Origin of the sequence: Brevundimonas naejangsanensis (assembly GCF_000635915.2) — a bacterium.
Taxonomy (GTDB): domain Bacteria; phylum Pseudomonadota; class Alphaproteobacteria; order Caulobacterales; family Caulobacteraceae; genus Brevundimonas; species Brevundimonas sanguinis.
In genome coordinates this window covers 800,191-825,257 of sequence record NZ_CP015614.1, presented here as the reverse complement: position 1 = coordinate 825,257, position 25,067 = coordinate 800,191, and the positions used below count along the sequence as shown (strand labels likewise).

The 25,067-nt window shown below is 66.1% G+C and carries 22 protein-coding genes; 1 reads left to right on the top strand and 21 read right to left on the bottom strand.

The features are described 5' to 3' along the window. Positions 1–27: 27 nt before the first annotated feature. The 15 genes from bamA to DA69_RS03870 all read right to left on the bottom strand — a co-directional run bounded on the left by bamA (position 28) and on the right by DA69_RS03870 (position 17,958). Positions 28–2,406 carry an outer membrane protein assembly factor BamA gene (gene bamA / locus DA69_RS03940; RefSeq protein WP_029972539.1) on the bottom strand — a complete coding sequence of 793 codons (2,379 nt, stop codon included), beginning with the start codon at positions 2,404–2,406 and terminating at the stop codon, positions 28–30. A gap of 52 nt (positions 2,407–2,458) precedes the next feature. Next, positions 2,459–3,676, bottom strand: coding sequence for a M50 family metallopeptidase (locus DA69_RS03935; RefSeq protein ID WP_025977365.1), 1,218 nt, complete (start codon positions 3,674–3,676; stop codon positions 2,459–2,461). A 22-nt stretch (positions 3,677–3,698) separates the two neighbouring features. Next, complete coding sequence (gene dxr / locus DA69_RS03930) at positions 3,699–4,895, bottom strand: 1-deoxy-D-xylulose-5-phosphate reductoisomerase (RefSeq protein ID WP_025977366.1); 1,197 nt, start codon at positions 4,893–4,895, stop codon at positions 3,699–3,701. Continuing rightward, the gene (locus DA69_RS03925) at positions 4,892–5,710 is read right to left on the bottom strand and encodes a phosphatidate cytidylyltransferase (protein WP_025977367.1); all 819 of its coding nucleotides are present in this window, start codon (positions 5,708–5,710) and stop codon (positions 4,892–4,894) included. Before DA69_RS03925 ends, dxr begins: the two co-directional genes overlap by 4 nt. A gap of 1 nt (position 5,711) precedes the next feature. Further along, complete coding sequence (gene uppS / locus DA69_RS03920; RefSeq protein WP_025977368.1) at positions 5,712–6,470, bottom strand: polyprenyl diphosphate synthase; 759 nt, start codon at positions 6,468–6,470, stop codon at positions 5,712–5,714. Positions 6,471–6,504: 34 nt separating this feature from the next. Further along, positions 6,505–7,062, bottom strand: coding sequence for a ribosome recycling factor (frr, locus tag DA69_RS03915; RefSeq protein WP_024352573.1), 558 nt, complete (start codon positions 7,060–7,062; stop codon positions 6,505–6,507). Positions 7,063–7,102: 40 nt separating this feature from the next. Beyond that, positions 7,103–7,840 (bottom strand): UMP kinase, encoded by a 738-nt coding sequence (gene pyrH, locus DA69_RS03910; protein WP_024352572.1) that lies wholly within the window; start codon positions 7,838–7,840, stop codon positions 7,103–7,105. A gap of 145 nt (positions 7,841–7,985) precedes the next feature. Next, on the bottom strand, positions 7,986–8,924 hold the full coding sequence (gene tsf, locus DA69_RS03905; protein WP_025977369.1) for a translation elongation factor Ts: 939 nt from the start codon (positions 8,922–8,924) through the stop codon (positions 7,986–7,988). 102 nt (positions 8,925–9,026) lie between these two features. Next, complete coding sequence (rpsB, locus tag DA69_RS03900) at positions 9,027–9,908, bottom strand: 30S ribosomal protein S2 (RefSeq protein ID WP_025977370.1); 882 nt, start codon at positions 9,906–9,908, stop codon at positions 9,027–9,029. A gap of 228 nt (positions 9,909–10,136) precedes the next feature. Beyond that, complete coding sequence (locus DA69_RS03895) at positions 10,137–10,502, bottom strand: GFA family protein (protein WP_029972540.1); 366 nt, start codon at positions 10,500–10,502, stop codon at positions 10,137–10,139. Next, positions 10,502–13,957, bottom strand: a complete 3,456-nt coding sequence (dnaE, locus tag DA69_RS03890) for a DNA polymerase III subunit alpha (RefSeq protein WP_025977372.1) — start codon at positions 13,955–13,957, stop codon at positions 10,502–10,504. The genes DA69_RS03895 and dnaE overlap by 1 nt, the downstream gene beginning before the upstream one ends. A 311-nt stretch (positions 13,958–14,268) precedes the next feature. Further along, on the bottom strand, positions 14,269–15,012 hold the full coding sequence (locus DA69_RS03885; RefSeq protein WP_025977373.1) for an ABC transporter ATP-binding protein: 744 nt from the start codon (positions 15,010–15,012) through the stop codon (positions 14,269–14,271). Beyond that, a complete protein-coding gene (locus DA69_RS03880; protein ID WP_025977374.1) occupies positions 15,005–16,318 on the bottom strand; it encodes a lipoprotein-releasing ABC transporter permease subunit in 1,314 nt (437 codons plus the stop codon). Before DA69_RS03880 ends, DA69_RS03885 begins: the two co-directional genes overlap by 8 nt. Further along, positions 16,315–17,631: a proline--tRNA ligase gene (gene proS / locus DA69_RS03875; RefSeq protein WP_025977375.1), complete on the bottom strand. Its 1,317-nt coding sequence runs from the start codon at positions 17,629–17,631 to the stop codon at positions 16,315–16,317. Before proS ends, DA69_RS03880 begins: the two co-directional genes overlap by 4 nt. A 60-nt stretch (positions 17,632–17,691) precedes the next feature. Then, positions 17,692–17,958 carry a DUF1467 family protein gene (locus DA69_RS03870; protein WP_025977376.1) on the bottom strand — a complete coding sequence of 89 codons (267 nt, stop codon included), beginning with the start codon at positions 17,956–17,958 and terminating at the stop codon, positions 17,692–17,694. A 74-nt stretch (positions 17,959–18,032) separates the two neighbouring features. On the opposite strand from DA69_RS03870, the gene DA69_RS03865 reads away from it, so the two are divergent. After that, positions 18,033–18,386 carry a 5-carboxymethyl-2-hydroxymuconate Delta-isomerase gene (locus DA69_RS03865; RefSeq protein ID WP_025977377.1) on the top strand — a complete coding sequence of 118 codons (354 nt, stop codon included), beginning with the start codon at positions 18,033–18,035 and terminating at the stop codon, positions 18,384–18,386. 174 nt (positions 18,387–18,560) lie between these two features. Here the strand turns inward: DA69_RS03865 and DA69_RS03860 are convergent, their stop codons facing one another. The 6 genes from DA69_RS03860 to DA69_RS03835 are packed head-to-tail and all read right to left on the bottom strand — an operon-like array spanning position 18,561 to position 25,063. Continuing rightward, the gene (locus tag DA69_RS03860) at positions 18,561–18,899 is read right to left on the bottom strand and encodes a DUF3088 family protein (protein ID WP_025977378.1); all 339 of its coding nucleotides are present in this window, start codon (positions 18,897–18,899) and stop codon (positions 18,561–18,563) included. Beyond that, positions 18,899–20,575 (bottom strand): ribonuclease J, encoded by a 1,677-nt coding sequence (locus tag DA69_RS03855; protein WP_025977379.1) that lies wholly within the window; start codon positions 20,573–20,575, stop codon positions 18,899–18,901. Before DA69_RS03855 ends, DA69_RS03860 begins: the two co-directional genes overlap by 1 nt. A 6-nt stretch (positions 20,576–20,581) precedes the next feature. Beyond that, entirely contained in the window at positions 20,582–21,376 is a 795-nt protein-coding gene (locus DA69_RS03850; protein WP_035302244.1) for a type III pantothenate kinase, read from the bottom strand. Further along, positions 21,373–22,119 (bottom strand): biotin--[acetyl-CoA-carboxylase] ligase, encoded by a 747-nt coding sequence (locus DA69_RS03845; RefSeq protein ID WP_025977381.1) that lies wholly within the window; start codon positions 22,117–22,119, stop codon positions 21,373–21,375. Before DA69_RS03845 ends, DA69_RS03850 begins: the two co-directional genes overlap by 4 nt. A gap of 6 nt (positions 22,120–22,125) precedes the next feature. Further along, the gene (gene nuoN / locus DA69_RS03840; RefSeq protein ID WP_025977382.1) at positions 22,126–23,568 is read right to left on the bottom strand and encodes an NADH-quinone oxidoreductase subunit NuoN; all 1,443 of its coding nucleotides are present in this window, start codon (positions 23,566–23,568) and stop codon (positions 22,126–22,128) included. 7 nt (positions 23,569–23,575) lie between these two features. Next, positions 23,576–25,063, bottom strand: coding sequence for an NADH-quinone oxidoreductase subunit M (locus DA69_RS03835; RefSeq protein WP_025977383.1), 1,488 nt, complete (start codon positions 25,061–25,063; stop codon positions 23,576–23,578). Positions 25,064–25,067: the final 4 nt, after the last annotated feature.

The window sequence follows — 25,067 nt, the reverse complement described above, 5'->3', positions numbered from 1 at the left end:
GCCTTAGTGACGGCGGTCAGACCGCAGTTAGAATTGGGTGGAGGTCGAGAAGCGGAACGTCTCGGTCTTGTCGTAGTCTTCGCGGTTCAAGACCTTGGACAGGTCGAAACGGATCGGCCCCATCGGCGAACGCCAGTGGATGCTGACGCCGGCCGCTGCGCGCAAGGCCAGGTCGTCGACAATGTTGGGGTTACGCAAACCCGTAGAGGGATCGATCAGATAGCGATCGTCCAGCTTGCCGATCGTGCCGAAGTCCGCGAACAGCGAGGTCTTGATGCCGTATTCATCGGGCAGCATGTTCGGCACGGTCAGCTCGACCGTACCAATGGCGTAGAAGTTGCCGCCCAGGGCGTCGGTCGTGGTCAGGTCGCGCGCGCCCATGCCGGCCGTCTCGAAGCCACGGAAGGTGTTTCCGCCCTTGAAGAAGCGGTCGTTGATCCGGATCGGATCGCCGTTCCAACCGCTGACGTAGCCGGTCTGGCCTTGGAAGCTGACCACCCAGTTCGGGCGGATGCCATAGTACCAGGAGGCGTCCGCCTCGGTCCTGATGTAGTTCACGTCGCCGCCGATGCCGGCGAAATCCTGACGCAGGGAGGCGGTCCACCCGCGCGTCGGGCGCACGGGATCGTTCAACCGGTTCACCAGCAGGGTGTAGCCCGCCGAGGAGTTCAGGTACGAGCCCGCCTGATCGCACAGGGCCGACGAGCCGGCGCCGACGCCGCCGCAATAGCCGTACGGGATGATGACCTCGTCATCCTTCAGGAAGTAGCGGGCGCTGAAGCTGGCGTAACCGTTCAGCGGATAGGTGATGCGCACCCCGCCGCCCGTCGAACGGTAGTCATAGGACGAATATTTGCTGAGGTCGTAGCGGGTGTGGAACAGGTCGAAGCCCGCGCGCACGTCGCGACCCAGGAATTTGGGCTCGGTGAAGCGGAAGTCGATCTGCTGGCGCAGCGAACCCCATTCGGCGCGGGCCACGACGTTCTGGCCGCGACCCCGGAAGTTGCGCTCGGTGATGCCCAGGTTCAGCACGAAGGAGTCGACCGAGCTGAAGCCCGCGCCGACCGACAGTTCGCCGGTGGGCTGTTCTTCGACGGTGACGTTGACGACCGAACGGTCTGGGGCGCTGCCGCGCGTCTCTTCGATCTTGACGTCCTTGAAGAAGCCCAGGGCGCGCAGGTTATTGCGCGACCGCTCGACCAGCGAGCGGTTGAAGGCGTCGCCCTCGCCCACCATCAGCTCGCGGCGGATGACGCTGTCCAGGGTGCGGGTGTTGCCGACCACATTGATGCGGTCGATGTAGACACGCTGGCCTTCGCGGACATTGAAGGTGACGTTGACGGTGTCCGTCTCGGGGTCCGCGCGATAGGTCGGATTGATTTCGACGAAGGCGTAACCGGCCGAACCGGCGGCGAAGGTCAGGGTATCGACCGCCGCCTGGATGCGATCGCTCTCGTACAGGTCGCCCTTACGGATCGGCAGCAGCAATTGCAGGAAGTCGGCGTTCAGCCGGTCATTCTCCGTGACGACCTTGATCTCGCCGAAGTTGTAGCGATCCCCTTCATCCACCGTGACGGTGACGCCGAAGGCGCTGTTGTCCGGCTTCAGCTCGGCCACGGACGACAGGATACGGAAGTCGTAATAGCCGCGGTTCGTATAGAATTTACGCAGCTGTTCCCGGTCGTAATCCAGCCGGTTCGGATCGTAGTTGTCGTTGGAGCTGAACAGCCGCCACCACTTGGAGGTCTTCGTCACCATGACCCCAGCCAGGTCGCTGTCCGAGAACGCCCGATTGCCCAGGAAGGTGATGGCGGCGATGCCCGTCTCAGGCCCCTCGTCGATCTCGAACACCACGTCGACCCGGTTCTGGTCCAGCTGGACCAGCTTGGGCGTCACCGTCGCCGAGATGCGGCCCGACAGGCGGTACAGTTCGACGATCTTGCCGACATCTTCCTGCACCCGCGCGCGGGTGTAGATGCCGCGCGGCTTGATGGTGACCTCGTCGCGCAGCTTCTTCTCGGCCAGCGCCTTGTTACCCTCGAACGTCACCTGGTTGATGATCGGGTTCTCGGCGATCTCGACGATCAGGTCGCCGTTCGCCTGCAGGCCCAGCTGGACGTCGGCGAACAGCCCCGTGCGCGACAGGGTCCGCACCGCCACGTCGATGGTCACGGCGTCGATGGTGTCCCCCGGCTGAATCGGCAGGTAGGACAGGACCGTCGTCTGGTCGATCCGTTCGTTGCCGCGCACCACGATGCGGTTGACCACGGCGCGATCAGCCTGAGGCGGCGCTTCCTGAACAACGACGTTGGGCGTCTGTTGCGCCAGCGCGGGGCTCGCGAGGCCGGCGGCGAAGGTCAGGGCCAGGGCGCTGACCCCGATAATGCGGCCACGGGTCTGGGTCATGAGGCGACTGTCGTTTTGATTCATGCGGATACCATCGGGGGCTGGCGTCGGCTCACGAGACGAGCCCGCCGAGGAATTTGAAGAGATTGAGCTTCTGCAGATCGTTCCAGGTCGCGAACAACATCAAACCCGCCAGCAAAGCAAGACCGACCCGATATCCCGCCTCCTGAACCCTGGCCGCCATCGGACGGCGCGCCACGGCTTCGTAAGCGTAGAACAGCAGGTGCCCCCCATCCAGAACGGGAATGGGCATCAGATTTAAAAAGCCGATTCCGACCGAAAGTATGGCCGCGAAGCTCGTCAGCGTCAGCAACAGATTGCGGACGATGGCCCAGGGCTCGGGATTGGCCGCCACGGCGGCGTTGGTCAGGGCGCCGGAAGCCTTGGCGATGCCCAGCGGCCCGCTGAACTGATCGCCCGACTCGCGGCCGGTGAAGATACGGCCGATATAGGTCAGGGTCGTGTTCAGGATAGCGCCCGTCTCGCGCACGCCCTGCCCCACGGCCGCGACCGGACCGTAGCGGACATGGCGAATCTCGTCGCGGGTCGAGCCCAGGGCCAGGCCGATGCGGCCCACGCTGACCCGGCCGGCGATGCGATCGGTCTCGACGCGGCGCTCTGGCGTGGCCGTCAGTTCCACGGCGCGGTCGCCACGCTCGACGGTGAAGCGCACCGGATCGCCGCTGCTCAGGGCCACGACGCGCGTCACCTCGCCGCCGTCCGAGATCAGCTTGCCGTTGACGTGGGTGATCAGGTCGCCCTGCTGGAAACCGGCGGCGGCGGCGGGCGATCCCGCCTGCACCTGCATCACCCGCGCCGGGCGAAGCTCGACGCCGACCAAGCTGAACAGCAGGGTGAAGATGAAAATGGCCAGGACGAAGTTGGCGAACGGACCGCCCGCCACGACCAGGGCGCGCTGCCACAGCGGCTTGAAATACAGATAGTCGCGCTCAGCGCCCGGCCCGTGGGCCGCGACAAGCTGCTTGCGCATCGCCTCCAACCCGGCCCGGTCGGGCACGCCGGTCGCATCCAGATCGCCGGAAAACTTGACGTAACCGCCCAGCGGCAGCCAGCCGACGCGCCACTCGACGCCGTGTTTGTCGGTGCGTTTGAAGAGGGCGCGGCCAAAGCCGATGGCGAAGCGGTCCATCTTCACGCCAAAGGCGCGCGCGGTCAGGAAGTGCCCGAGCTCGTGCACCGTCACGACCAGCGTCAGGACGAGCAGAAACGGCACGACATAGGTCAGAATCTGGCTGATCGCGCCTAACATGCCGCTCGTCTCTCCCGCGCCCTCAGGCAGCCATGTTCAGCGAGGCGATGACGTCGCTCGCAATCCGCCGCGCCTGCGCATCGACGGCCAGAGCCGCATCGCAGGCATCGTCCGAACCGCAAGACACGCCCGCGCTGGTCGCCTTCTCAAGGGTGTCGGCGACGACTGCGGCAATATTGAGAAAGCCCAGCCGTCGGTCAAGAAACGCCAGAGCCGCCACTTCATTAGCGGCATTGAAGACGATCGGCGCCTCGCCGCCCGCCGCCAGGGCTTCGCGCGCCAGCCTCAGGGCCGGAAAGCGCGCCTCATCCGGCGCCTCGAAGGTCAGTCGTCCCAGCGACGCCAGGTCCAGCCTAGGCGCGGGCCAGGCCAGTCGGTCTGGCCAGGACAGGGCGCAGGCGATCGGCGTCCTCATGTCCGGCGGCCCCATCTGGGCCAGCGTCGAACCATCCACATATTCCACAAGGCTGTGGATGATCGATTCCGGGTGGACGACCACATCGATCCGTTCACCCGGCATGTCGAACAGATAGGCGGCCTCGATCAGTTCCAGCCCCTTGTTGGCCATGGTGGCGCTGTCGACCGAAATCTTAGCGCCCATGCTCCAGTTCGGATGGGCGACCGCCTGCTCGGGCGTAATCCGCGTCATGGCCGAGCGGGGCAGAGTGCGGAACGGCCCGCCCGACGCGGTCAGCACCAGCTTGGACACCCGCTCGGGCGCCTCGAGCGGGAAGACCTGAAAGATGGCGGAGTGCTCGGAATCGACCGGGATCAGCTGGCCCCCGCTGCGCCGGACCCGCTCGATCAGCGCAGGACCGCAGCAGACCAGGCTCTCCTTATTCGCCAGGGCCAGGGTGGCGCCCGTCTCCGCCGCCGCCCAGGCCGACCGCAGGCCCGCCGCGCCGACGATAGAGGCCATGATCCAGTCGGCCGGCCGCGTGGCTGCTTCCACGATGGCGTCCGGCCCGGCCGCCGTCTCGATCCCGGTTCCCGTCAGGGCTTCGCGCAGTTCATTCAGCCGCGCGGGATCGGCTGTCACGGCGATGCGCGGCCGCCAGCGGCGCGCCTGCTCGGCCAGCCGGGCGATATTGGCGCCGCCGGTCAGGGCCTCGACCTCGAACCGCGCAGAGCCCGCGCCTTGCGTCTGTTCCATGAGGTCCAGCGTCGACGAGCCGACCGACCCGGTCGAGCCCAGAATCGTGACGCGCCGCGCGATCACGCCGCCCGCTCCAACATGAGGACGATCAGCCGCCCGGCGGCGACCACGACCACGGCGAACATCAGGCCGTCGACGCGGTCCAGCAGACCTCCGTGGCCTGGAATCAGATTGCCCGCATCCTTGACGCCGAAACGCCGCTTCAGCGCCGACTCCCACAGATCGCCGCCCATGGTGGCCAGGGCGGCGGTCAGGCCCAGCACCCCGCCCCAGACGGCCGTCAGCATCCCCATGTCCAGCCAGCCCGCCATTGCGGCGCCGGCGATCATCCCGGCGGTCAGCCCGCCGATGAAGCCGGACCAGGTCTTGTTCGGCGAAAAGCGCGGCCACAGCTTCGGGCCCCCGACGAAGCTGCCGACCAGATAGGCCAGAATGTCCGCCGACCAGGCGACGGCGAAGACCAGCACGGTCCAGTACAGCCCCTGCACTTCATGCAGGTCGCGCAGCCAGATCAACAGAACGCAGGGCCAGCCGAGGTAGAGCACGCCATAGGCGGTATCAAGCGCCGACTGGCCGCGCGTCCGGGCGAACAGGCCCGCCGCCAGCGCCCCGAACACCATCAACACCAGCGCCAGCGAAATCTGGCCGACGTGGGCGGCGATCACCGCCACGACCAGGGCCAGAGCCACCGCGACGCCGATCGGCCGCCACAGCCTGGGCGCGCACATCCTGGCCCATTCGAAGGCCAGCAACACCGCGCCCGCGACCACTAAGGCGCAGAACCAGTCGCCCCCGGCCCAGGTCGCCAGAACCGCCGCCGGGGCCAGCACGACCGCAGAGGCGGCGCGCAGGGCGATGTCGCGAGGCTTTAACGCCATATCAGACCGCCGCCTCGCCATAAGCGGTGTCCATGACCTCGCGCCCGCCATAGCGACGCTGGCGACAGGCGAACTGGGCGATGGCCTCGGCCAGGGTTTCAGCGCCGTAGTCCGGCCAGAGGATGTCCTGGAAAACCATCTCGGCGTAAGCCGCCTCCCACAACAGGAAGTTGGACAGGCGCTGCTCGCCCGAGGTTCGCACGATCAGATCGACCGGGGGCGCGCCCGCCGTCGACAGGCCGGCGCCCAGCGCCTCTTCGTCGACGATGAAGTCTTCGCCAGCGCGGGCGCGATCGACCAGACGCTGAGCCGCATCGGCCAGATCCGCCCGGCCGCCATAGTTGAAGGCCACCTGCAGCAGGAATTTGTCGTTGTGAGCCGTCTGCGCCTCGGCCCGCGCGACGATGCCGGCGATATCTTCAGGCAGACCCGTCCGGCGCCCGAGAACCTTCACCCGCACCCCCGCAGCCTCCAACCGCTTCAGATCGCTGCCGACGAAGGCGCGCACCAGCCCCATGAGGTCGGACACCTCATCGGCCGGACGGCTCCAGTTCTCGGTCGAGAAACCGAACACCGTCAGGCACTGCACGCCCAGTTCAGGCGCAGCCTTGATGGTCCGGCGCAGGGCCTGGACCCCCTCGCGGTGGCCCACGGCGCGCGGAAGGCCCCGTCGCTGCGCCCAGCGGCCGTTGCCGTCCATGATCAGGGCGACGTGACGAGGCCCCTTTGCAGGCGCCGTGGCGACGGGCTCGGCCGACATATGAGACCTTCCTTGGACAGACCTGACGCGGGCGTCAGACCTGCATGATCTCGACTTCCTTGGCCTTCAAGGTCTCGTCGATGCGCTTGATGGCGGCGTCAGTGTCCTTCTGGACCTCAGCTTCCATCTTCTTCTGTTCATCCTGGCTGATATCGCCGGCCTTTTCAGCCTTCTTCAGCTCATCGTTGGCGTCGCGGCGCACGTTGCGCACAGCGATCTTCTTGTCCTCGGCGTATTTGGCGGCCAGCTTGGCGAGGTCCTTACGGCGCTCTTCGGTCAGCGGCGGGATCGGAATACGCAGGTTCTGGCCGTCGACGATCGGGTTCAGGCCCAGGCCCGCGGAGCGGATCGCCTTCTCGACCGAGACCACCATGCCCTTGTCCCAGACGCTGACCGAGATCATGCGCGGTTCCGGCACGCTGATGGCGGCGACGGCGGTCAGCGGCGAGGTCGCGCCATAGGCTTCGACGACGACCGGTTCCAGCAGGCCCGCGTTGGCGCGGCCCGTGCGCAGGCCCGCATAGTCGTCCTTCAGCGAGGAGACCGACTTTTCCATCCGGTCACGAAAGGTTTTGAGATCGGGTTTGGCCATGACGAATGTCCTTGGTCCTGTCGTTGAATAGCGAAGCCGCTCAGGCGGGCTTGTTGGTGATGACGGTATAGGTCCCCTGCCCCGTCAAGGTCTTGTGCAGCGAACCTTCCTCGCGAATCGAGAAGACCACGATCGGAATGCCGCTGTCGCGCATCAGGGCGATGGCCGAGGCGTCCATGACCCGCAGGTCCTTGGCCAGGACATCCTGATAGGTCAGCGTTTCATAGCGGGTGGCCGTCGGGTCCTTCTTCGGATCGGCCGTGTAGACGCCATCAACGCTGGTGCCCTTCAGCAGGGCGTCGCAGCCCATCTCGGCCGCCCGCAGCGCGGCGCCGGAGTCCGTGGTGAAGAAGGGCGCGCCCACGCCGGCGGCGAAGATCACCACCCGGCCCTTTTCCAGGTGACGCAGCGCGCGGCGACGGATGTAGGGCTCGGCGATCGCGGCCATCGGAATGGCGCTCTGGACCCGCGTGTCGACCCCGATTTTTTCCAGCGCGCCCTGCATGGCCAGGGCGTTCATGATGGTGGCCAGCATGCCCATGTAGTCGGCGTTGGCGCGGTCCATGCCCTCGGCGGCCTTGGACAGGCCCCGGAAGATATTGCCCCCGCCGATGACCAGGCAGATTTCCACGCCCTGACGCGCCACGGCGGCGACGGCGGCGGCGACCACGTCCACCGTCTTCATGTCGATTCCATAGGGCTGATCGCCCATCAGAACCTCGCCCGAGACCTTCAGCAGGACGCGCTTGTAACGAAACTCAGAGGGGGCGTCGGGCATGGTCAGGGGTCCGTGGATACAGGGGTTAGCATCCGCGCGAAGTGAATCGGCGGCTCATCATAGACGAAGGGCGCGTCAGCCTTCAAAGCCGAACGCGCCCAAACGCATAATTCTCCCTCCCCGTCGCGGGGAGGGAGAGGTCTTTTTAGTTGCCGCCGGTCATCGAGGCGACTTCCGACGCGAAGTCGGGAGCGTCGGACTTCTCGACGCCTTCGCCCAGGGCCATGCGGACGAAACCGGCCAGCTTCAGCTCAGAGCCCAGCTCCTTGCCGGTGTTGGCGACCAGTTGTTCGATGGTCACGTCCGGGTCCATGACGAACGGCTGCTTGGTCAGCACCACGTCCTTCTGGAACTTGGCGATCTGGCCCGACACGATCTTCTCGATCATGTTTTCCGGACGGCCTTCTTCCTTGGCCTTCTCGATCAGGACAGCGCGTTCCTTCTCGATCGCCGCCGGGTCCAGGTCCGAGGTGTCCAGCGCCAGCGGAGCCGTGGCCGCCACGTGCATGGCGATCTTGCGGCCCACTTCGCGCAGGGCTTCCTTATCGCCGGCGCCTTCCAGGGCGACCAGCACGCCGATGCGGCCGACGCCCGGCGACACGGCGTTGTGGACGTAGGTCGCAACCGCGCCTTCGCCAACCGACAGGCGAGCCGCACGACGCAGCTGCATGTTCTCGCCGATCGTGGCGATCAGGTTGGTGACTTCGGCCTCGACGGTCTTGCCGTTTTCCAGGGTCGCGCCGTGGATGGCGTCGACGCCGTCATGGTGCAGGCCCAGTTGAGCGAATTCCTTGGCCGCAGCCTGGAACAGGTCGTTGCGGGCCACGAAGTCGGTTTCGGCGTTGAACTCGATGGCCGAGGCGACTTCGCCCTTGCCGTCTTCGCGCACGGCGACGGCCACCAGGCCCTCGGCGGCGACGCGGTCGGCCTTCTTGGCGGCCTTGGACAGACCCTTGGCGCGCAGCCAGTCGATGGCTGCTTCGATGTCGCCGTTGTTCTCAACCAGCGCCTTCTTGCAGTCCATCATGCCGACGCCCGAACGCTCGCGAAGTTCCTTCACGAGGGCGGCAGTGATCTCGGCCATGTCTTTCTCCTGAAATTCAAAATGGGCGGCCGGACTGTTTAGCCCGGCCGCATGTCAAGTTGACGTCGGTCCAGCGCGCTGGCGGCGCCGGAACGTCAGTCCTTAGCCTTCGACCTTCTCGGCCTCGGCGGCTTCGACCGCAGGGGTCTCGACGGCAGCGGCCTCGGCGGCGACCATCTCTTCAGCCACGCCTTCCGTGCCGGCCGGAGCCGGGTCGGCGGCCACGGGGGCCGAGGCTTCGCGCAGCATCGGCTCAACCGGAGCTTCCGAAGCGCCCAGGTCGATGCCTTGGGCGACGGCGCCGGCGGCCAGGCCGTCCAGAACGGCGTCGGCGATCAGGTCGCAGTAGGTCTGGATGGCGCGGGCGGCGTCATCGTTGCCCGGCACCGGATAGGTGATGCCGTCCGGGTCCGAGTTGGTGTCCAGGATGGCGATGATCGGGATGTTCAGCTTGCGGGCTTCCTGGATCGCGATCGATTCCTTGTTGGTGTCGATCACGAACATGATGTCCGGCACCGAACCCATGTCCTTGATGCCGCCCAGCGACAGTTCCAGACGGTCCTTCTCGCGCTGCAGGGTCAGCAGTTCCTTCTTGTTACGGCCTTCGCCGGTTTGAAGGATGGTTTCCAGTTCGCGCAGGCGCTGGATCGAGTTCGAGACGGTGCGCCAGTTGGTCAGGGTGCCGCCCAGCCAGCGGTTGTTCATGTAGTATTGGGCGCAGCGCGTGGCGGCCTGCGCGACCGGGTCGGCGGCCTGACGCTTGGTGCCGACGAACAGAACGCGACCGCCCTTGGCGGCCACGTCGCGCACGGCGACCAGAGCCTGGTGCAGCAGCGGCATCGTCTGCGACAGGTCGATGATGTGGATGTTCGAGCGCGAGCCGAAGATGTAGCGGTCCATCTTCGGGTTCCAGCGGTGCGTCTGGTGACCGAAGTGAGCGCCGGCTTCCAGCAGGGTACGCATCGAGAATTCAGGCAGAGCCATGATCGTGTTTTCCTTTTTCCGATCAAACCTAGCGCGGGCGGTTAAAAGGATCGGCTGATCCCTCGGAACGGTGCAGGCCGGGATGTCTCCCCGAACCACGCCACGCCCACGTGCGAAGTGCGCCGCGCATATAGGCGAAAGGCCTGAAAAACACAAGCGGCCGAACAAGATGGCCGCATCAGCCGTCGCGGGCCCTACGTCACCCCGCGAGCCGACGCTTGGGCCGGATCAGAAGCTGCGGCCGTCCACGCGCTGCGCCGTCCAGGTCCAGGGCTCGATATCGGTCAGGGTGCGGATATTGATCGCGGCCACCTCGGCTCCGTCCGGCCCCACGCCGTAGCCGAACGGCTGCACACCGCAGGTCTTGCAGAAGCGATGATCGATCTTGTGCTGATTGAAGAAGTAGGATGTCATTTCACCCTCTCCCTTCGTCAGGCGGAACGCCGAGCGCGGCGCGAACGCCAGAACGAATCCCTTGCGGTAGCAATGGGAGCAGTTGCATTCGACCAGTCCATCCAGACCGACATCGACTTCATAGGCGACCGCGCCGCAGTGGCAGGACCCGGCATGGGTCTTCACGCTCGTCTCGCTCATCATGCATCCTCCAGCATCACCACCCCCGGCGCCGACTTCAACGCGCCGCGCAGCGCCGCGTCCAGCCGGTATCGTCCAGGCAGCTTAATCTCGACCTCGGTGCGGCCACCCAGCGTCGCCTGCAGCCAGACCTCGCCGCCTTTGCCCTGCGCCCGCGCCCGGTCCAACCGCGCCTTCAACGCCTCGGCATCGGCCGACTGCGCCGACAGGATGACGCGCAAACCGATCTGGGCGTCGTCCAGCAATACGTCCATGCGGCTGGCGTCATCGCCGAAGAAACGCACCTCCCCGTCCGCCGCCTTGGCCCGCACCCTGACCAGAACCGACGTGCCGACCTCCAGAACCTCCCGGCAGCGCCGCAGTTGCTCCGGCGGGAACAGGCATTCAAACTCGCCGGTCGGGTCCGAGAAGGTGACGAAGGCGAACTTCTCGCCGGTGCGGGCGCTGGCCCGTTCCTGACGGCGACGCACCACGCCCGCCATCTGAAACGCTTCGTGCCCCGCCTCGGCCAGCCCCTGCGCTTCGGCCACGAAGGTCACGCGCTTGCGCTTCAAGGCCGGCGTCAGTTCTTCCAGCGGGTGGCCCGACAGATAGAAGCCGACGGCGTAGAGTTCCTGATCCAGCTTGTCCGGGCCGGCCCATTGTTCGACGCTCTTCAGCCGTGGACGCGCAGCCCCCGCCTGATCGGCGCCGAACAGGCTGACCTGGGCCGAGGCACGTTCAGCCGCCACGCTCTGGCAATAGGCGATCAGAACGTCAGCCTGTTCGAACAACTGACGGCGGTTCGGATGAATGCTGTCGAACGCGCCCGCCCGCGCCAGCCCTTCCAGCGCCCGCTTGTTGACGGCCTTGGGATCGACCCGCTCCAGGAAATCAAAAATATCGGCGAACGGCCCGCCCGTCTCGCGCACCTCGACCACGTGACGCATCGCCTCAAGCCCCACGTTGCGGATGGCGCCGAGCGCATACAGCACGCTGCCCTGCCCGTCCTTCCACGACACGTCGAAGTCAGCGGAGGAGCGGTTGATGTCGGGCGCCAGCACCGGGACCTCGAACCGGCGGCAGTCCTGATAGAAGACCGCCAGCTTGTCCGTGTTCGACAGGTCCAGGCTCATGGAGGCGGCGAAGAACTCGACCGGATGATTGGCCTTCAGCCAGCCCGTCTGGAACGAGATCAGCGCATAGGCCGCCGCGTGCGACTTGTTGAAGCCATAGCCCGCGAACTTGGCCACCAGATCGAAGATGGAGCCGGACTGCGCCTCAGGCACCCCCTTCTCGGAGGCCCCTTTCACGAAGCGGAGGCGCTGGAAGTCCATCTCCTCCTTCTTCTTCTTGCCCATGGCGCGCCGCAGCAGGTCGGCCTCGCCCAGGCTGTAACCCGCCAGGATCTGGGCGATCTTCATCACCTGTTCCTGATAGATGATGACGCCGTAGGTCTCGGTCAGCACCTCCTTCAGGCTGGGGTGCAGGTAATCGACCTCGGCCCGGCCGAACTTCCGGTCGATATAGGTGTCGATCATCTCCATCGGCCCCGGCCGATAGAGCGAGATCAGGGCCGTGATTTCCTCGATCGAGCCGCAACGCATCTTGCGCAGGGTGTCGCGCATGCCCTGAGATTCCAGCTGGAACACCCCGACGGTCTGACCCGAGGCCATCAGCTCATAGGTCTTGGGATCGTCCAGCGGCAGCAGGCCCCAGTCCTGAGCCGCGCCGCGCCGTTCCAGATAGCCCTTGGCCCGATCCAGAACCGTCAGGGTCTTCAGGCCCAGGAAGTCGAACTTCACCAGGCCCGCCGGCTCGACCCACTTCATGTTGAACTGGCTGGCCGGGATGGTGGAGCGCGGGTCCTGGTACAGAGGCACCAGTTCCGTCAGCGGCCGGTCGCCGATGACGATGCCGGCCGCGTGGGTCGAGGCGTTGCGGTACAGCCCCTCAAGTTCCAGCGCCGTCTCCAGCAGCGCCTTGACTGAAGCTTCGGCGTCGCGCGCCTCGCGCAGGCGCGGCTCCAGGTCGATGGCCTGGGCCAGGGTCACGGGGTTGGCCGGGTTGGCCGGAACCATCTTGGCCAGACGGTCCACCTGGCCCAGCGGCATCTGCAGCACCCGCCCCACGTCGCGCAGCACGGCGCGCGCCTGCAGGGTGCCGAAGGTGATGATCTGGGCCACCCGGTCCTTGCCGTAACGGTCCTGAACGTAGTCGATGACCTCTTCGCGCCGCTCCTGACAGAAGTCGATGTCGAAGTCGGGCATCGACACGCGTTCCGGGTTCAGGAAACGCTCGAACAGCAGACCAAACCGCAAGGGATCCAGGTCGGTGATGGTCAGCGACCAGGCCACCAGGGAGCCGGCCCCCGAACCCCGCCCGGGCCCGACCGGGATGTCATGCAGCTTGGCCCATTTGATGAAGTCGGCAACGATCAGGAAGTAGCCGGGGAACCCCATCTGCTGGATGATCCCGACCTCCCACTCGAGACGGTCCCAATAGTCCTGCTCGGGCGCATAAGCCTTGTTCTTCTCCAGCCGCGCCTTCAGCCCCTCGCGCGCCTGGTGGGCCAGTTCGTCAGCCTCGGAACGGCCCGCCCCGGTGTCGAAGCGCGGCAGGATCGGCTTGTGCGTCTTGACCAGGAAGGCGCAACGACGGGCGATCTGAATGGTGTTGTCGCAGGCCTCGGGCAGGTCCGCGAACAACTCGCGCATCGCCTGCGCCGACTTGAACCAGTGCTCGCCGGTAACGCGGCGGCGATCCTCCTGGCCGGTGAAGGCGCCGTCGGAGATGCACAGCAAGGCGTCGTGCGACTTCGCCTGCGCCGCCCTGGCGTAATAGACGTCGTTGGTCGCAACCAACGGGACATCGTGGGCGTAAGCCCACTCGACCAGCCCGCCCTCGGCCGCCGTCTCGCTGTCCAGGCCGTGGCGCTGAAGCTCGACATAGAAGCGATCGCCGAAGACCCGCTTCATCTCAGCCAGGGCGGCGGCGGCCTCCACCGGTTTCTTCTGCACGAACAGAGGGTCGACGGGACCGTCAGGGCCGCCGGACAGCAGGATGAGCCCTTCGGACTTATCCACAACCTGCCCCCAGGGCACCCCTGGCTCGGCCATTTCGCCTGCGTCGAGGTAGGCGGCGGATGACAGGGCGCACAGGTTGAGCCAGCCTTGCTCGTTCTGCGCGATTAAAATGATCGTCGGCGTCTTGGCCCAGCGCTGGGCCGACTGTCCGCCGATGTCGAGAACAGGCAGGGCGCAGGCGACGATCGGTTGGACGCCGGCTTCCTTTGTCGTCTGGCTGAACTCAAGCGCGCCGAACAGATTGGCCCGGTCCGCAACCCCCACCGCCGGCATGCCCGCCTCTGCGGCCATCTTGCCGATCTTGCTCGCCTTGATCGCCCCTTCCAGGAGCGAATAGGCGCTGCGGACCCGCAGGTGGACAAAGCCCTGACTGTTCACCGCATCCGCCAATCGAAAACTCCGCATCGCAGCGCCGCTTAGACGACGCTTCTTCATCATGCAGGGAGTCGCCCCTCAGCGGGGCGCGGTCATGTCACCAGGAAGGCCGCCTGCCAGACCATCCAGACGAAGCCGCCGCAGGACGCAAGCGACAGAAGATCCCTCACCCAACGCGCCATTGATTTTATCCCCAGATCAGATGTTGCCCTTTTGTTCTAGGTTGCTCATTTGTTCTCGTCAACCCTCAATCCGCGAGGAAGGCGACCTGGGTCATGCCGCCCCATCGGACGAGGGCTTAAGCCTGCGAACAGGCTTGTCGACCGCTAATAGGCCTGACTTTCGGCGGCGCGCTGCACCAGATGGCCGTCCTTCAGCGCGAAGACGCGGTCCATATGACCGGCCAGTTCCATGTTGTGCGTGGCGATCAAAGCCGCGACGCCCGTGGTCTTGGCCAGTTCGCGCAAGGCCTCGAACACCGCCTGACTGGTGGTTGGGTCCAGGTTGCCGGTCGGCTCGTCCGCCAACAGCAGACGCGGACTGTTGGCCAGGGCGCGGGCGATGGCAACGCGTTGTTGTTCGCCGCCCGACAGTTGCGCCGGCTGGTGCGTAATCCGCTGACCAAGGCCGAGCGCGGTCAGCTGCTCGGTCGCGCGGCGACGCGCCTCCCCTTCCCGCACGCCTGCAATGCGCATCGGCAGGGCGACGTTGTCCAGAGCGTCGAACTCCGGCAGCAAGTGGTGGAACTGATAGACAAAACCGATGCGATGCAAGCGAAGGCGGGTGCGCGCCCGCTCGTCCAGCCCGCCGACATCCTCGCCGTCGATCAACACCTGACCGCTGGTCGGCCGCTCCAGCAGGCCCGCCGCGTGCAGCAGGCTGGACTTGCCCGAGCCGGACGGTCCGATCAGGCCGACGACCTCGCCCGGCATGACCTCCAGATCGACGCCCTTGAGCACCGTCAGCCCGCCCTGCGCCGTCGGATAGGTGCGCGTGACCCCGCGCAGCGACAGGATGGCGCCGTTCGTCTCAGCGGCGACGACGGGCTTCTTCTTCAGCAGCCTATTCAAAACGCAGGGCCTCCACCGGATCGATGCGCGACGCATTCCACGACGGGGGCAAGCTGGCCAGGCAACTCATGAGGAAGGAGAAGACGGTCACACCGACCACGTCCCACAGATCAACCTTGGCCGGGACGGAATCGAGCATATAGACTTCGGCGTTGAACAGCTGGACGCCCAGCAGCCCCTCCAGGAAATGCTGGATCGCGCCGATGTTCCAGCAGAACAGCAGGCCCAGCACCAGGCCCGCAATCGTGCCGCCGATGCCGATGGCCGCGCCTGAGACGAAGAAGATGCGCAGGATGGACGACTGGCTCGCCCCCACGGTCCGCAGGATGGCGATGTCGCGCGTCTTGTTCTTCACCAGCATGACGATGCCGCTGATGATGTTCATGGCGGCGATGGCGACCACCATGCCCAGGATGATGCTCATGGCCGTGCGCTCGACCTGAAGCGCGCCCCAGATTGCCGCCTGACGGTTGCGCCAGTCGGTCACGACGTTGCCCGCCCCGGCCGCGCGCTGCACCGGCGCCAGCAGGTTCTCGACCTTATCCGGCTCGGCCACCTTCATCTCGATGATGTCCCAGACGCCGTCCTTGCCGAAGAAGAGCTGAGCCTGCTCCAACGGCATGAAGATGAAGGCCCGGTCGTAATCGGCCGCACCCGACGTATAGACGCCGCCGACGATATAGGTTTTCTCCAGCCCGCCCAGATTGCCGAAGGCGCTGTCGGCGCCGGTCGGCGAATATAGCGAGATAGGATCGCCTTCGCGCAGGCCCGCTTCTGCGGCCAGGGTCTTGCCGATCAGGACGTGATCGCCGCCGTATTCGCCCTTGCCGAACTGCTCGCGCGCCTCGGGGCTCAGGCTTTCAAAGACGAACTTCATCGAGGCCAGATCCTGGGGCCTCACCCCACGCACCATGCCCCCGGTCGCCAGATTGCCCGCGCGGAACATGGCGGCGCTTTCGGTCAAAGGCGTAACCGCCACGACGCCGGGTACGTCGGCGATCCGCTTCAACGCCGCGTCGCGGTCAGGCGCATAGAGCAGCGGCCCCTGCACGTACATATGGCCGTTGAACGACAGGATGCGGTCCATCAGCGTGCCGCGAAAGCCCGCCATGATGCTCATGACGCTGATCAACACGGCGACAGCCAGCATGATGCCGATGAAGCTGATCATGGCGATCAGCGCCACCCCGCCCTGTTTGCGCTTGGCGCGCAGATAGCGGAGGGCCAGCCCGATCTCCCAACTGGAGAAGGGGCCAGCGGGCTTGGATACGGGCGGCGGAGCGGAAGCCGTCGCGGCGTCGGTCATTTCGTAAGCAGCTCCAGAGCGGCGTCCAGCGACAGGCTCTGCTTCTCGCCGGTGGCGCGGCGCTTCAGCTCCACCACGCCCTCGGCCAGGCCCTTGGGTCCGATCGTCAGCTGCCACGGCACGCCGATCAGGTCGGCGGTGGCGAACTTGCCGCCCGGTCGCTCGTCCGTGTCGTCGTAGAGGACGTCCTTGCCCGCCGCTTCCAGCTTGGCCACGGCCTCTTCGCACGCGGCCGAGACGGCCTCGTCGCTGGCGCGCAGGTTGATCACCACCACGTCGAACGGGGCGACCGCGTCCGGCCAGATGATGCCCCCAGCGTCGTGGCTGGCCTCGATGATGGCGCCCAGCAGGCGCGAGACGCCGACGCCGTAGCTGCCCATGTGGACCGGCGCGTCCTTGCCGTTCGGCCCCTGGACATTGGCTTTCATCGCCGCCGAATATTTGGTGCCGAAGTAGAAGATGTGGCCGACCTCGATGCCGCGCGCCGACAGGCGGTCGCCCTCGGCGGTCTGGGTCTCGAACTGAGCCGCGTCGTGCATTTCCTCGGTTGCGGCGTACAGGGCCGTGCGCTCGGTGAACACGCCTTCAAGTTGCTCGACGCTGAGGTCGTGGCCCGGCGGCGCCATCTCGACCAGCTTGCGGTCGCAGAAGACTTCGCTCTCGCCCGTCTCGGCCAGGACGATGAACTCGTGGCTCAGGTCGCCGCCGATCGGGCCGGTGTCGGCGCGCATCGGCACAGCCTTCAGGCCCAGACGGGCGAAGGTGTTCAGATAGGCGGCGAACATCCGCTTGTAGGCGATGCGGGCGGACGCCTCGTCGATGTCGAAGGAATAGGCGTCCTTCATCAGGAACTCGCGGCCGCGCATGACGCCGAAGCGCGGACGGCGCTCGTCGCGGAACTTCCACTGGATGTGGAAGAGGTTCAGCGGCAGGGATTTGTACGACTTCACGAAGCCGCGGAAGATGTCGGTGACCATCTCCTCATTGGTCGGCCCGTACAGCAGCTCGCGCTCGTGGCGGTCGGTGATGCGCAGCATCTCCGGGCCATAGGCGTCGTAGCGGCCGCTCTCGCGCCACAGGTCGGCCAGTTGCAGCGTCGGCATCAGCAGCTCGACAGCGCCGGCCTTGACCTGTTCCTCGCGCACGATGTTTTCGATCTTGCGCAGCACCCGCAGGCCCAGCGGCAGCCAGGCGTAGATGCCGGCGGCCTCCTGCTTGATCATGCCCGCGCGCAGCATCAGCTGATGCGACACGATCTGGGCGTCGGAGGGGGCTTCTTTCAGGATCGGCAGGAAGTAGCGCGACAGGCGCATGGGAGGATTCTCGGCAAATTCAGTCAGGCCCGAGGTTTAACCGGGCAAGGGGGACGAAAGCTAGAGCGCGTTCGCGTGGGTGATGTCGGGGATTGGGGTCCAACCGACCCAGACGAAGGCGACGATCACCAGCCAGACGATGATCGACACCCAGGTCGTGGTGATGAACTTCTTTTTCAGGTTCGGATTCTTCGGCGCGCCCCACTGGGTGCCGTCCGTCGGCGGATCCTTGACCTGATCAGACATCCCCAGCGGCAGGATGGCGAACAACACGATCCACCACACCGTCAGGAAAGTGGCGACCAGGGTGAAGGGGCCAAGGGGCATCGTCTCAAAAGTCCGTTCATCGCAATCATCGTCGCGGGGCGATAGGGAGGGGCTCCGCAACTAGGACGCCCTGAATGCCACAGATTACGCTGGAACACCCCACCCATTTCGACGCGACCGACTGGCGCGCCCTGGCGCTGGAGATCCATCGCCTCTGTGTCGAGGTGGTCGGCGCCACCCTGCCCGCCTGCAAGACGCGCATCGTGCGCTGCGAAAACCTGATCGTCGCCGACGGCGCCCCGGAACAGGCCATGGTCCACTGCGACCTGCCCATCCTCAGCGGCCGCACCCAGGAGCAGAAGACCGCCCTGGGCGAAGCGGTGCAAGCCGCCCTGCTGGCCGGCGTCGCGCCCTATGACGGCCCACGCCAGATCTCGGTCGAGATCGGTAATCTGGACCGCGACAACTATCGCAAGGTCACGCTTTAAACCCTCTCCCGGTGGGAGAGGGCTTGAGCTTCGGAAAGCCGAAGGCGATCCGCCAAGCGAAAGGGTGAGGGTTCCGCAATCAGCCGTTCAGTCGACGGCTTACGCCGACTTCAGCCGGGGACCCTCATCCGGCCCTTTGGGCCACCTTCTCCCATAGGGAGAAGGATTCGCTGGTTACGGATGCGGCCGCCCGATGCCGTAACGCGCGGCCCAATACGGCAGGATGTCGTCGTCCTGCAGGAAGCGCGCGCCCGTTTCCTCGCTGACCTGAGCGTCAGGCCAGTCGAACTCGCCGTCCAGCACCAGAAGCGGGCAGCTCTGGTTCGCCTCCCCCACCTCGGCGATCACGGCCGGACGCGGGCGCGGGTGATCCAGATAGGTCACGGTCAGGTGCTCGCGCAGGCGCGGATAAAGGCCCAACACGCCTTCGATCCGCGCGCCCGGCGGACAGAACCACGGCCCGCCCTGATCGTCGAACCAATCCGGGTTCAGTAGATACAGCCGATCCGCCATCAGAGCCTCAGCACCACGGTTTCGACGATCGGACGACGGTCCCAGATCTGCTGGCTGGCCTTCTTCAGGGTCCGGCTGACGGCCTGTTCGATGACCATTTCGTCTTGCAGCGCCTCGCCCTTCAGGCCGCGCACCGTGTTCTCGACGCGCTCGGCCATGTCGTCCAGCACGTCGCCCAGCGGACGATCCGCGTCGCCAGGCAGGCCGATGCCGCGCACGTCAATGTCGCTGGCGATGCGGCCGCGCTTATCCAGAGCGAAGCTGACGATCAGGATGCCGTTGTTGGCCGCGTGCTTGCGCTCGCGCAGGGCCTCGCCGCCCTCCTCGACCAGCATGCCGCCGTCGACGAACAGGCGGCCCGAGGGCACTTCATCGATAATGGCCGCGGGTCCAGGCGCCAGGCGCACCATGTCGCCATTGCGCGGCGTCACCGTCTCGGGGACCTGCATGTCCTTGGCCAGATTGCCGTGCTCGATCAGGTGGCGGCGCATGCCGTGGGTCGGCACGGCGATCTGCGGCCGGGCCCACTGATACATCTGACGCAGTTCGTCGCGGCACGGGTGGCCCGAGACGTGGATGCCGGGGTGATCCTTTTCGGTATAGATGCGTACTCCGCGCTCGGCCATCTTGTCCTGCAGCCGGCCGATGGCCAGTTCGTTGCCGGGAATGACGCGCGACGAGAAGATGCAGTGATCCCCCTGCCCCAGCTTGATGAAGGGATGCGTCCCTTCGGCCACGCGCGACAGAGCCGCACGCGCCTCGCCCTGGCTGCCGGTGCACAGGTACAGGATCTCGTCCGCCGGCCAGACTCTGGCTTCCTGTTCGGACAGGAAGGGCTTGAGGTCGCTCAACATCCCGACCGACTTGGCGGCGGCGGTGATGCGGTGCATCGAGCGACCGGCCAGGGCCACGCGGCGTCCGGCGGCCTCTGCCGCGCGGATCACGCTGTCCATGCGCGCGACGTTGGAGGCGAAGCAGCCCACGGCCACCCGGCCCTTCAGGCCCTGGATCAGCTCGGCCAGCTTGACCTTTACGTCACCCTCGGAGCCTGCGACGCCGTCGACGAAGACGTTGGTGGAGTCGCACACCATGGCCAGGACGCCCTCGTCGCCCAGCTTCTGGATGAAGTCGACGTCGGTGCGCTCGCCCACGACCGGATCGTTGTCGATCTTCCAGTCGCCGGTGTGCAGCACCGTGCCCAGCGGGGTCTTGATGGCCAGGCCGTTCGGCTCGGCGATCGAGTGGGTGATGGTGACATAGGTCACCTCGAACGGGCCCAGGTTCACCGTCGAACCCAGCGGGGCCTCGATCAGTTCGACATCTTCATAGATGCCCGCGTCGCGCAGCTTCTCGCGGATCAGGAAGGCGGTGAAGGGCGTGGCGTACAGAGGCGCCTGAATGCGCGGCCACAGCCAGCCCAGGGCCCCGATATGGTCCTCGTGCGCGTGCGTCAGCACGATGCCGAGGATGTTCTCGCCTTCCAGGAAGGTCGGATCGGGCACGATCACGTCCACGCCCGGCGTGGACTGGTCGCCAAAGGTCACGCCGACGTCGACGATGATCCATTTGCGATCATGCGCCGGGCCGAAGCCATAGGCGTTCAGGTTCATTCCGACCTCGTTCGAGCCGCCCAGCGGCAGGAAGACGAGTTCGTCGTTTTGATTTTTCTTAGTCATACGGCCTTACAGATGGGAGTTCCGCCGCCAGATTTCGAGTAGGCCGCGGATGGTCAGGTCCGGATCGAACCGGTCGATAGAGTCAGTTGCGCCCTCGAACAGTGAGGCGACGCCGCCGGTGCCGATCACCGTCATGGGCTTGCCCCACTCGGCCTTGATGCGGTCCACCAGCCCTTCGATCAGGGCGATATAGCCCCAGAAGACGCCCGATTGCATGGAGGTGACGGTGTCGCGCCCGATGACGGTCTCGGGACGTTGAATGGCGATGCGCGGCAGCTTGGCCGCCGCCTCATGCAGGGCCTGCAGCGACAGATTGATGCCCGGCGCGATCAACCCGCCCTCAAAGGCGCCCCCGCCCTTGCCGTTGGCGCCGGAGACGACGTCGAACGTGGTCGCCGTGCCGCTGTCGATCAGCAGCAGGTCGCCCTCATAGGCCTGTAGCGCGCCGATGGCGTTGACCAGGCGGTCGGCCCCGGCCTCGCTGGGCTTATGGATGCGCACCTCGATGCCCAGCTCGACGTTCTCGCCGATGACCAGGGGTTCGACGCTGAGATAGCGACGCGCCAGGTTGCGCAGGTTGAAGATCGACTGCGGCACCACGCTGGAGATGATGCAACCGTCCATGTCGGCCATCGTCAGGCCCTGACCGCGCATCTCGAACAGCTGATGCAGCCAGACGGCGTATTCATCGGCCGTGCGCATGGGATCGGTGGCGGTGCGCCACTGGAAAATCCACTCCTGACCGTCATGGACGGCGAACAGGGTGTTGGTGTTGCCTTGCTCGATCGCCAGCAGCATCAGGCGGCCTCTCCGAAGAAGACGTCGCCCGCAGAGATCACTCGCAGGCTTCCGTCCGGCAATTTCAGACGCAGAGCGCCGTCGGCCTCGACGCCGTCGGCGATCCCGCTCACGGTTTCATGGCTTAATCGCGCGGTGCACGGCCCGAACAGACCCGGCGTCCGCGCCACCCAGGCGTCCAGCACCGGCTGAAAGCCCAACCGCGTCCAGCGTTCCAGCCAGGCGTCAAAGGTTTCGGCCAGCGCCCTGGCCCCCTCCTCCATAGACGGCCCGGACGCCACGTCGTGACGCAGGTGCTCGGCGATGCAGGTTGTAGGCCGCTCGGTCCCTTCGGGCGCATGGGACAGGTTCACGCCGATGCCTACGGCCAGCCACAGGCCGCCGGAAGGCGCAGGACCGGATTCGATCAGGATGCCGGACGACTTACGCCCGTCCAGCAGCACGTCATTGGGCCATTTGATGCGGACCAGCGCGGGCGGAACATAAAGATCGAGCAGGTCCGCCACAGCCAGCGCGGCGGCGAAGGTCAGTTGCGCCGCCTCGGCCGGCGAGCGGTTCAGCGTCAGCAACAGGGTCGTGGCCAGGTTGCCGTCCCGGCTGTCCCAGGCCCGGCCGCGCCGGCCCCGCCCGGCGGTCTGACGCCGGGCCGCGATCCACAGCGGCCCGGCCTCGCCCGCCTCGGCGCGACGACGCGCCTCGGCGTTGGTGGAGTCGGTTTCTTCGAGGATCAGGACCGGAGCCGCCAAGGCCCCTTATCCGATCCCGACGCCTGCGGCCGCCGCGCGCGTCAGCGGCTCCAGCCAGGTCAGTGCGACCAGCAGCACCGGGAAGCTGAAGGCCGCAGCCGCCCAGCCGATCCACTGCGCGCTGACCGGCGCCTTGTCCGTCGTCACGTCGAACTCGGGCGTGTCGAACCAAATGACCTTGATGATGCGCAGGTAGTAGAAGCCCGCCACGACCGAGGCCACCAGGCCCGCGGCGCCCGCCATCCAGTAACCGGCGTCGGCGGCTGCGCCGAAGACGTAGAACTTGCCCCAGAAACCCGACATCGGCGGGATGCCGATGGCCGACAGCGACAGGATCGTCAGGGCGACGGCCGTCAGCGGGCGGTCCTTTTTCAGGCCCGCAAGATCCGCGATCTTGCGGATCGGACGGCCGTTGCGGCTCAGCGACAGAAGGATGGCGAAGAAGCCGATCTGGTCCACGACGTACAGGGTCATGAACATCAGGGTCGCCTGCACGCCGACCTGCGTGCCCGCCGCCACGCCCAGCAGGGCGTAGCCGATGTTGATGATCGAGGAATAGGCCAGCAGGCGCTGGATGTCCTTCTGCATCAGGCCGCCGAAGGCGCCGACAGCGAAGCTGATCAGCGAGATCAGGATCAGCACCTGGGCCCACTGGGCGTGCGCCAGGCCGAAGCCTTCGATCAGGACGCGGATGATCAGCACCATGGCCGCCACCTTGGGCGCGGTCGAGAACAGGGCCACGACCGGGGTCGGGGCGCCTTCATAGACGTCCGGCGTCCACATGTGGAACGGCGCGGCCGAAACCTTGAACGCCAGACCGCAGATCAGGAAGACCAGGCCGAAGATCAGGCCCGGACCGGGGTTGGCGCTGGCGAAGGCGGCGATGTCCTCGAACCGCATCGACCCGGCGAAACCGTAGATCAGGCTGGCGCCGTACAGCAGCAGACCCGACGACAGGGCGCCCAGGACGAAGTACTTCAGACCGGCTTCCGAGGCCTTCAGGTCGTCGCGGCGATAGGCGGCCAGAACATAGAGGGCCAGAGAGTGCATCTCGATGCCGATGTAGAGCGAGATCAGGTCGCCCGACGACGCCATCATGCCCATGCCGACCGAGGCCAGCACGATCAGGACCGGATATTCGAACTTGGCGATGTTGTTGCGGTGCATCCAGCTGTCGCCCAGCACCACGGCCACAGCGGCGGACAGGAAGATGAGCGCCTTGCCGTAAACGGCCAGCGGATCGGCCACATAGGCCCCGTTGAAGGCCGAACCCAGGGGGCCGATGACGGCCAACGCCGTCGCCGCCAGCAGCAGCAGAACCGACAGGCCCGAAACCAGGCGCGTCGACTTCTCGCCGGAGAAGGCGCCGACCATGAGCAGCACCAGACCGCCGACCGCAAGGGTCAGTTCCGGGGCCGAGAGATGAAGGGCGGAAGACAGATCAGTCATTATGCTCTCACCCGCCGATGGCTGCGCGATAGGCGGTCGTCAGGGCCTCAACGCTTGGCCCGGTGTAGTCGAGGACGGCGTTGGGATAGAGGCCCAGCCAGATGGTGCCGACGATCAACGGCACGAAGATCAACAGCTCGCGCTTGTCGATGTCCGTGATGGTCTGCAGCGCCGGATTGGTGATCTCGCCGTACATGACGTTGCGGAACAGCGTCAGCGCGTAGACCGCCGAGAAGATCACGCCAGAGGCGGCGATCAGGGCGGTCCACGTCGACGCCTGATAGGCGCCCGTCATGGTCAGCACTTCGCCGATGAAGCCCGAGGTGCCCGGCAGGCCGACGTTGGCCATGGTGAACATCAGGAAGATGGCCGCATACCAGGGCATCCGCGCCGTCAGGCCGCCGTAGAAGGCGATCTCACGCGTGTGCATCCGGTCATAGACCACGCCGACGCACAGGAAGAGCGCGCCCGAGATCAGGCCGTGGCTCAGCATCTGGAAGACGGCGCCCTGCACCCCAGTGTCGTTGCCGGCGAAGACGCCCATGGTCACGAAACCCATGTGGGCGACCGACGAATAGGCGATCAGCTTCTTGATGTCGGTCTGACGGAAGGCGACCAGCGAGGTGTAGACGATGGCGATCACCGACAGGGCGAACACCAGAGGCGTGAACATCTGCGACGCCAACGGGAACATCGGGATGTTGAACAGGATGAAGCCGTAGCCGCCCAGCTTCAGCAGGATGCCGGCCAGGATGACCGAACCGGCCGTCGGCGCCTGAACGTGGGCGTCGGGCAGCCAGGTGTGCACCGGCCACATCGGCATCTTCACCGCGAAGGAGGCGAAGAAGGCCAGCCACAGGATCGGCTGCACCGAGGCGTCGAAGGCGTACTGCTTCAACTCCGGGATGCTGGTGGTGCCGGTCGTGTGGGCCATCCACAGCATGGCCAGCAGCATCAGGACCGAACCGGCCAAGGTGTAGAGGAAGAACTTGTACGCCGCGTAGATCCGGTTGGCGCCGCCCCAGATGCCGATGATCAGATACATCGGGACCAGGGTGCCTTCGAAGAAGATGTAGAAGAGGAACAGGTCCAGCGAGGTGAACACCCCGATAACCAGCGTCTCCAGGATCAGGAAGGCGATCATGTATTCGACGACGCGCGTCTGGATCGACTTCCAGCTGGCCACGATACAGATCGGCAGCAGGAAGGCCGTCAGCAAGACGAACAGGATCGAGATCCCGTCCACGCCCAGGTGATAGCCGGCGCCGGCGAACCAGGCGTAATTCTCGACGAACTGATAGGCCGGGTTCGAGGGGTCGAACTGCGCGACCAGCAGGACAGACACGGCCAGCACCACCAGGGTGGTGACCAGGGCGATCCAGCGGGCGGCCGGGGCCGCGGCGTCCTGACCGCCCTTGTTCAGCAGGCGCGCGACCAGGATCGCGGCCGCGCCGAGAAGCGGCAGGAAGGTGACGATGCTCAGAATGTGAGGCACGAGG

Bases quoted from the DNA above. Each gene is read 5' to 3' on its own strand.
- DA69_RS03860 (WP_025977378.1), bottom strand. From the start codon at position 18,899: ATGGCGGATCGGCTGTATCTACTGAACCCGGATTGGTTCGACGATCAG.
- frr (WP_024352573.1), bottom strand. From the start codon at position 7,062: ATGGCCAAACCCGATCTCAAAACCTTTCGTGACCGGATGGAAAAGTCG.
- DA69_RS03880 (WP_025977374.1), bottom strand. From the start codon at position 16,318: ATGACCGACGCCGCGACGGCTTCCGCTCCGCCGCCCGTATCCAAGCCC.
- DA69_RS03895 (WP_029972540.1), bottom strand. From the start codon at position 10,502: ATGAGCGAGACGAGCGTGAAGACCCATGCCGGGTCCTGCCACTGCGGC.
- pyrH (WP_024352572.1), bottom strand. From the start codon at position 7,840: ATGCCCGACGCCCCCTCTGAGTTTCGTTACAAGCGCGTCCTGCTGAAG.
- tsf (WP_025977369.1), bottom strand. From the start codon at position 8,924: ATGGCCGAGATCACTGCCGCCCTCGTGAAGGAACTTCGCGAGCGTTCG.
- nuoN (WP_025977382.1), bottom strand. From the start codon at position 23,568: ATGACTGATCTGTCTTCCGCCCTTCATCTCTCGGCCCCGGAACTGACC.
- DA69_RS03855 (WP_025977379.1), bottom strand. From the start codon at position 20,575: ATGACTAAGAAAAATCAAAACGACGAACTCGTCTTCCTGCCGCTGGGC.
- DA69_RS03865 (WP_025977377.1), top strand. From the start codon at position 18,033: ATGCCACAGATTACGCTGGAACACCCCACCCATTTCGACGCGACCGAC.
- DA69_RS03935 (WP_025977365.1), bottom strand. From the start codon at position 3,676: ATGTTAGGCGCGATCAGCCAGATTCTGACCTATGTCGTGCCGTTTCTG.
- rpsB (WP_025977370.1), bottom strand. From the start codon at position 9,908: ATGGCTCTGCCTGAATTCTCGATGCGTACCCTGCTGGAAGCCGGCGCT.
- DA69_RS03870 (WP_025977376.1), bottom strand. From the start codon at position 17,958: ATGCCCCTTGGCCCCTTCACCCTGGTCGCCACTTTCCTGACGGTGTGG.
- bamA (WP_029972539.1), bottom strand. From the start codon at position 2,406: ATGACCCAGACCCGTGGCCGCATTATCGGGGTCAGCGCCCTGGCCCTG.
- proS (WP_025977375.1), bottom strand. From the start codon at position 17,631: ATGCGCCTGTCGCGCTACTTCCTGCCGATCCTGAAAGAAGCCCCCTCC.
- DA69_RS03925 (WP_025977367.1), bottom strand. From the start codon at position 5,710: ATGGCGTTAAAGCCTCGCGACATCGCCCTGCGCGCCGCCTCTGCGGTC.
- uppS (WP_025977368.1), bottom strand. From the start codon at position 6,470: ATGTCGGCCGAGCCCGTCGCCACGGCGCCTGCAAAGGGGCCTCGTCAC.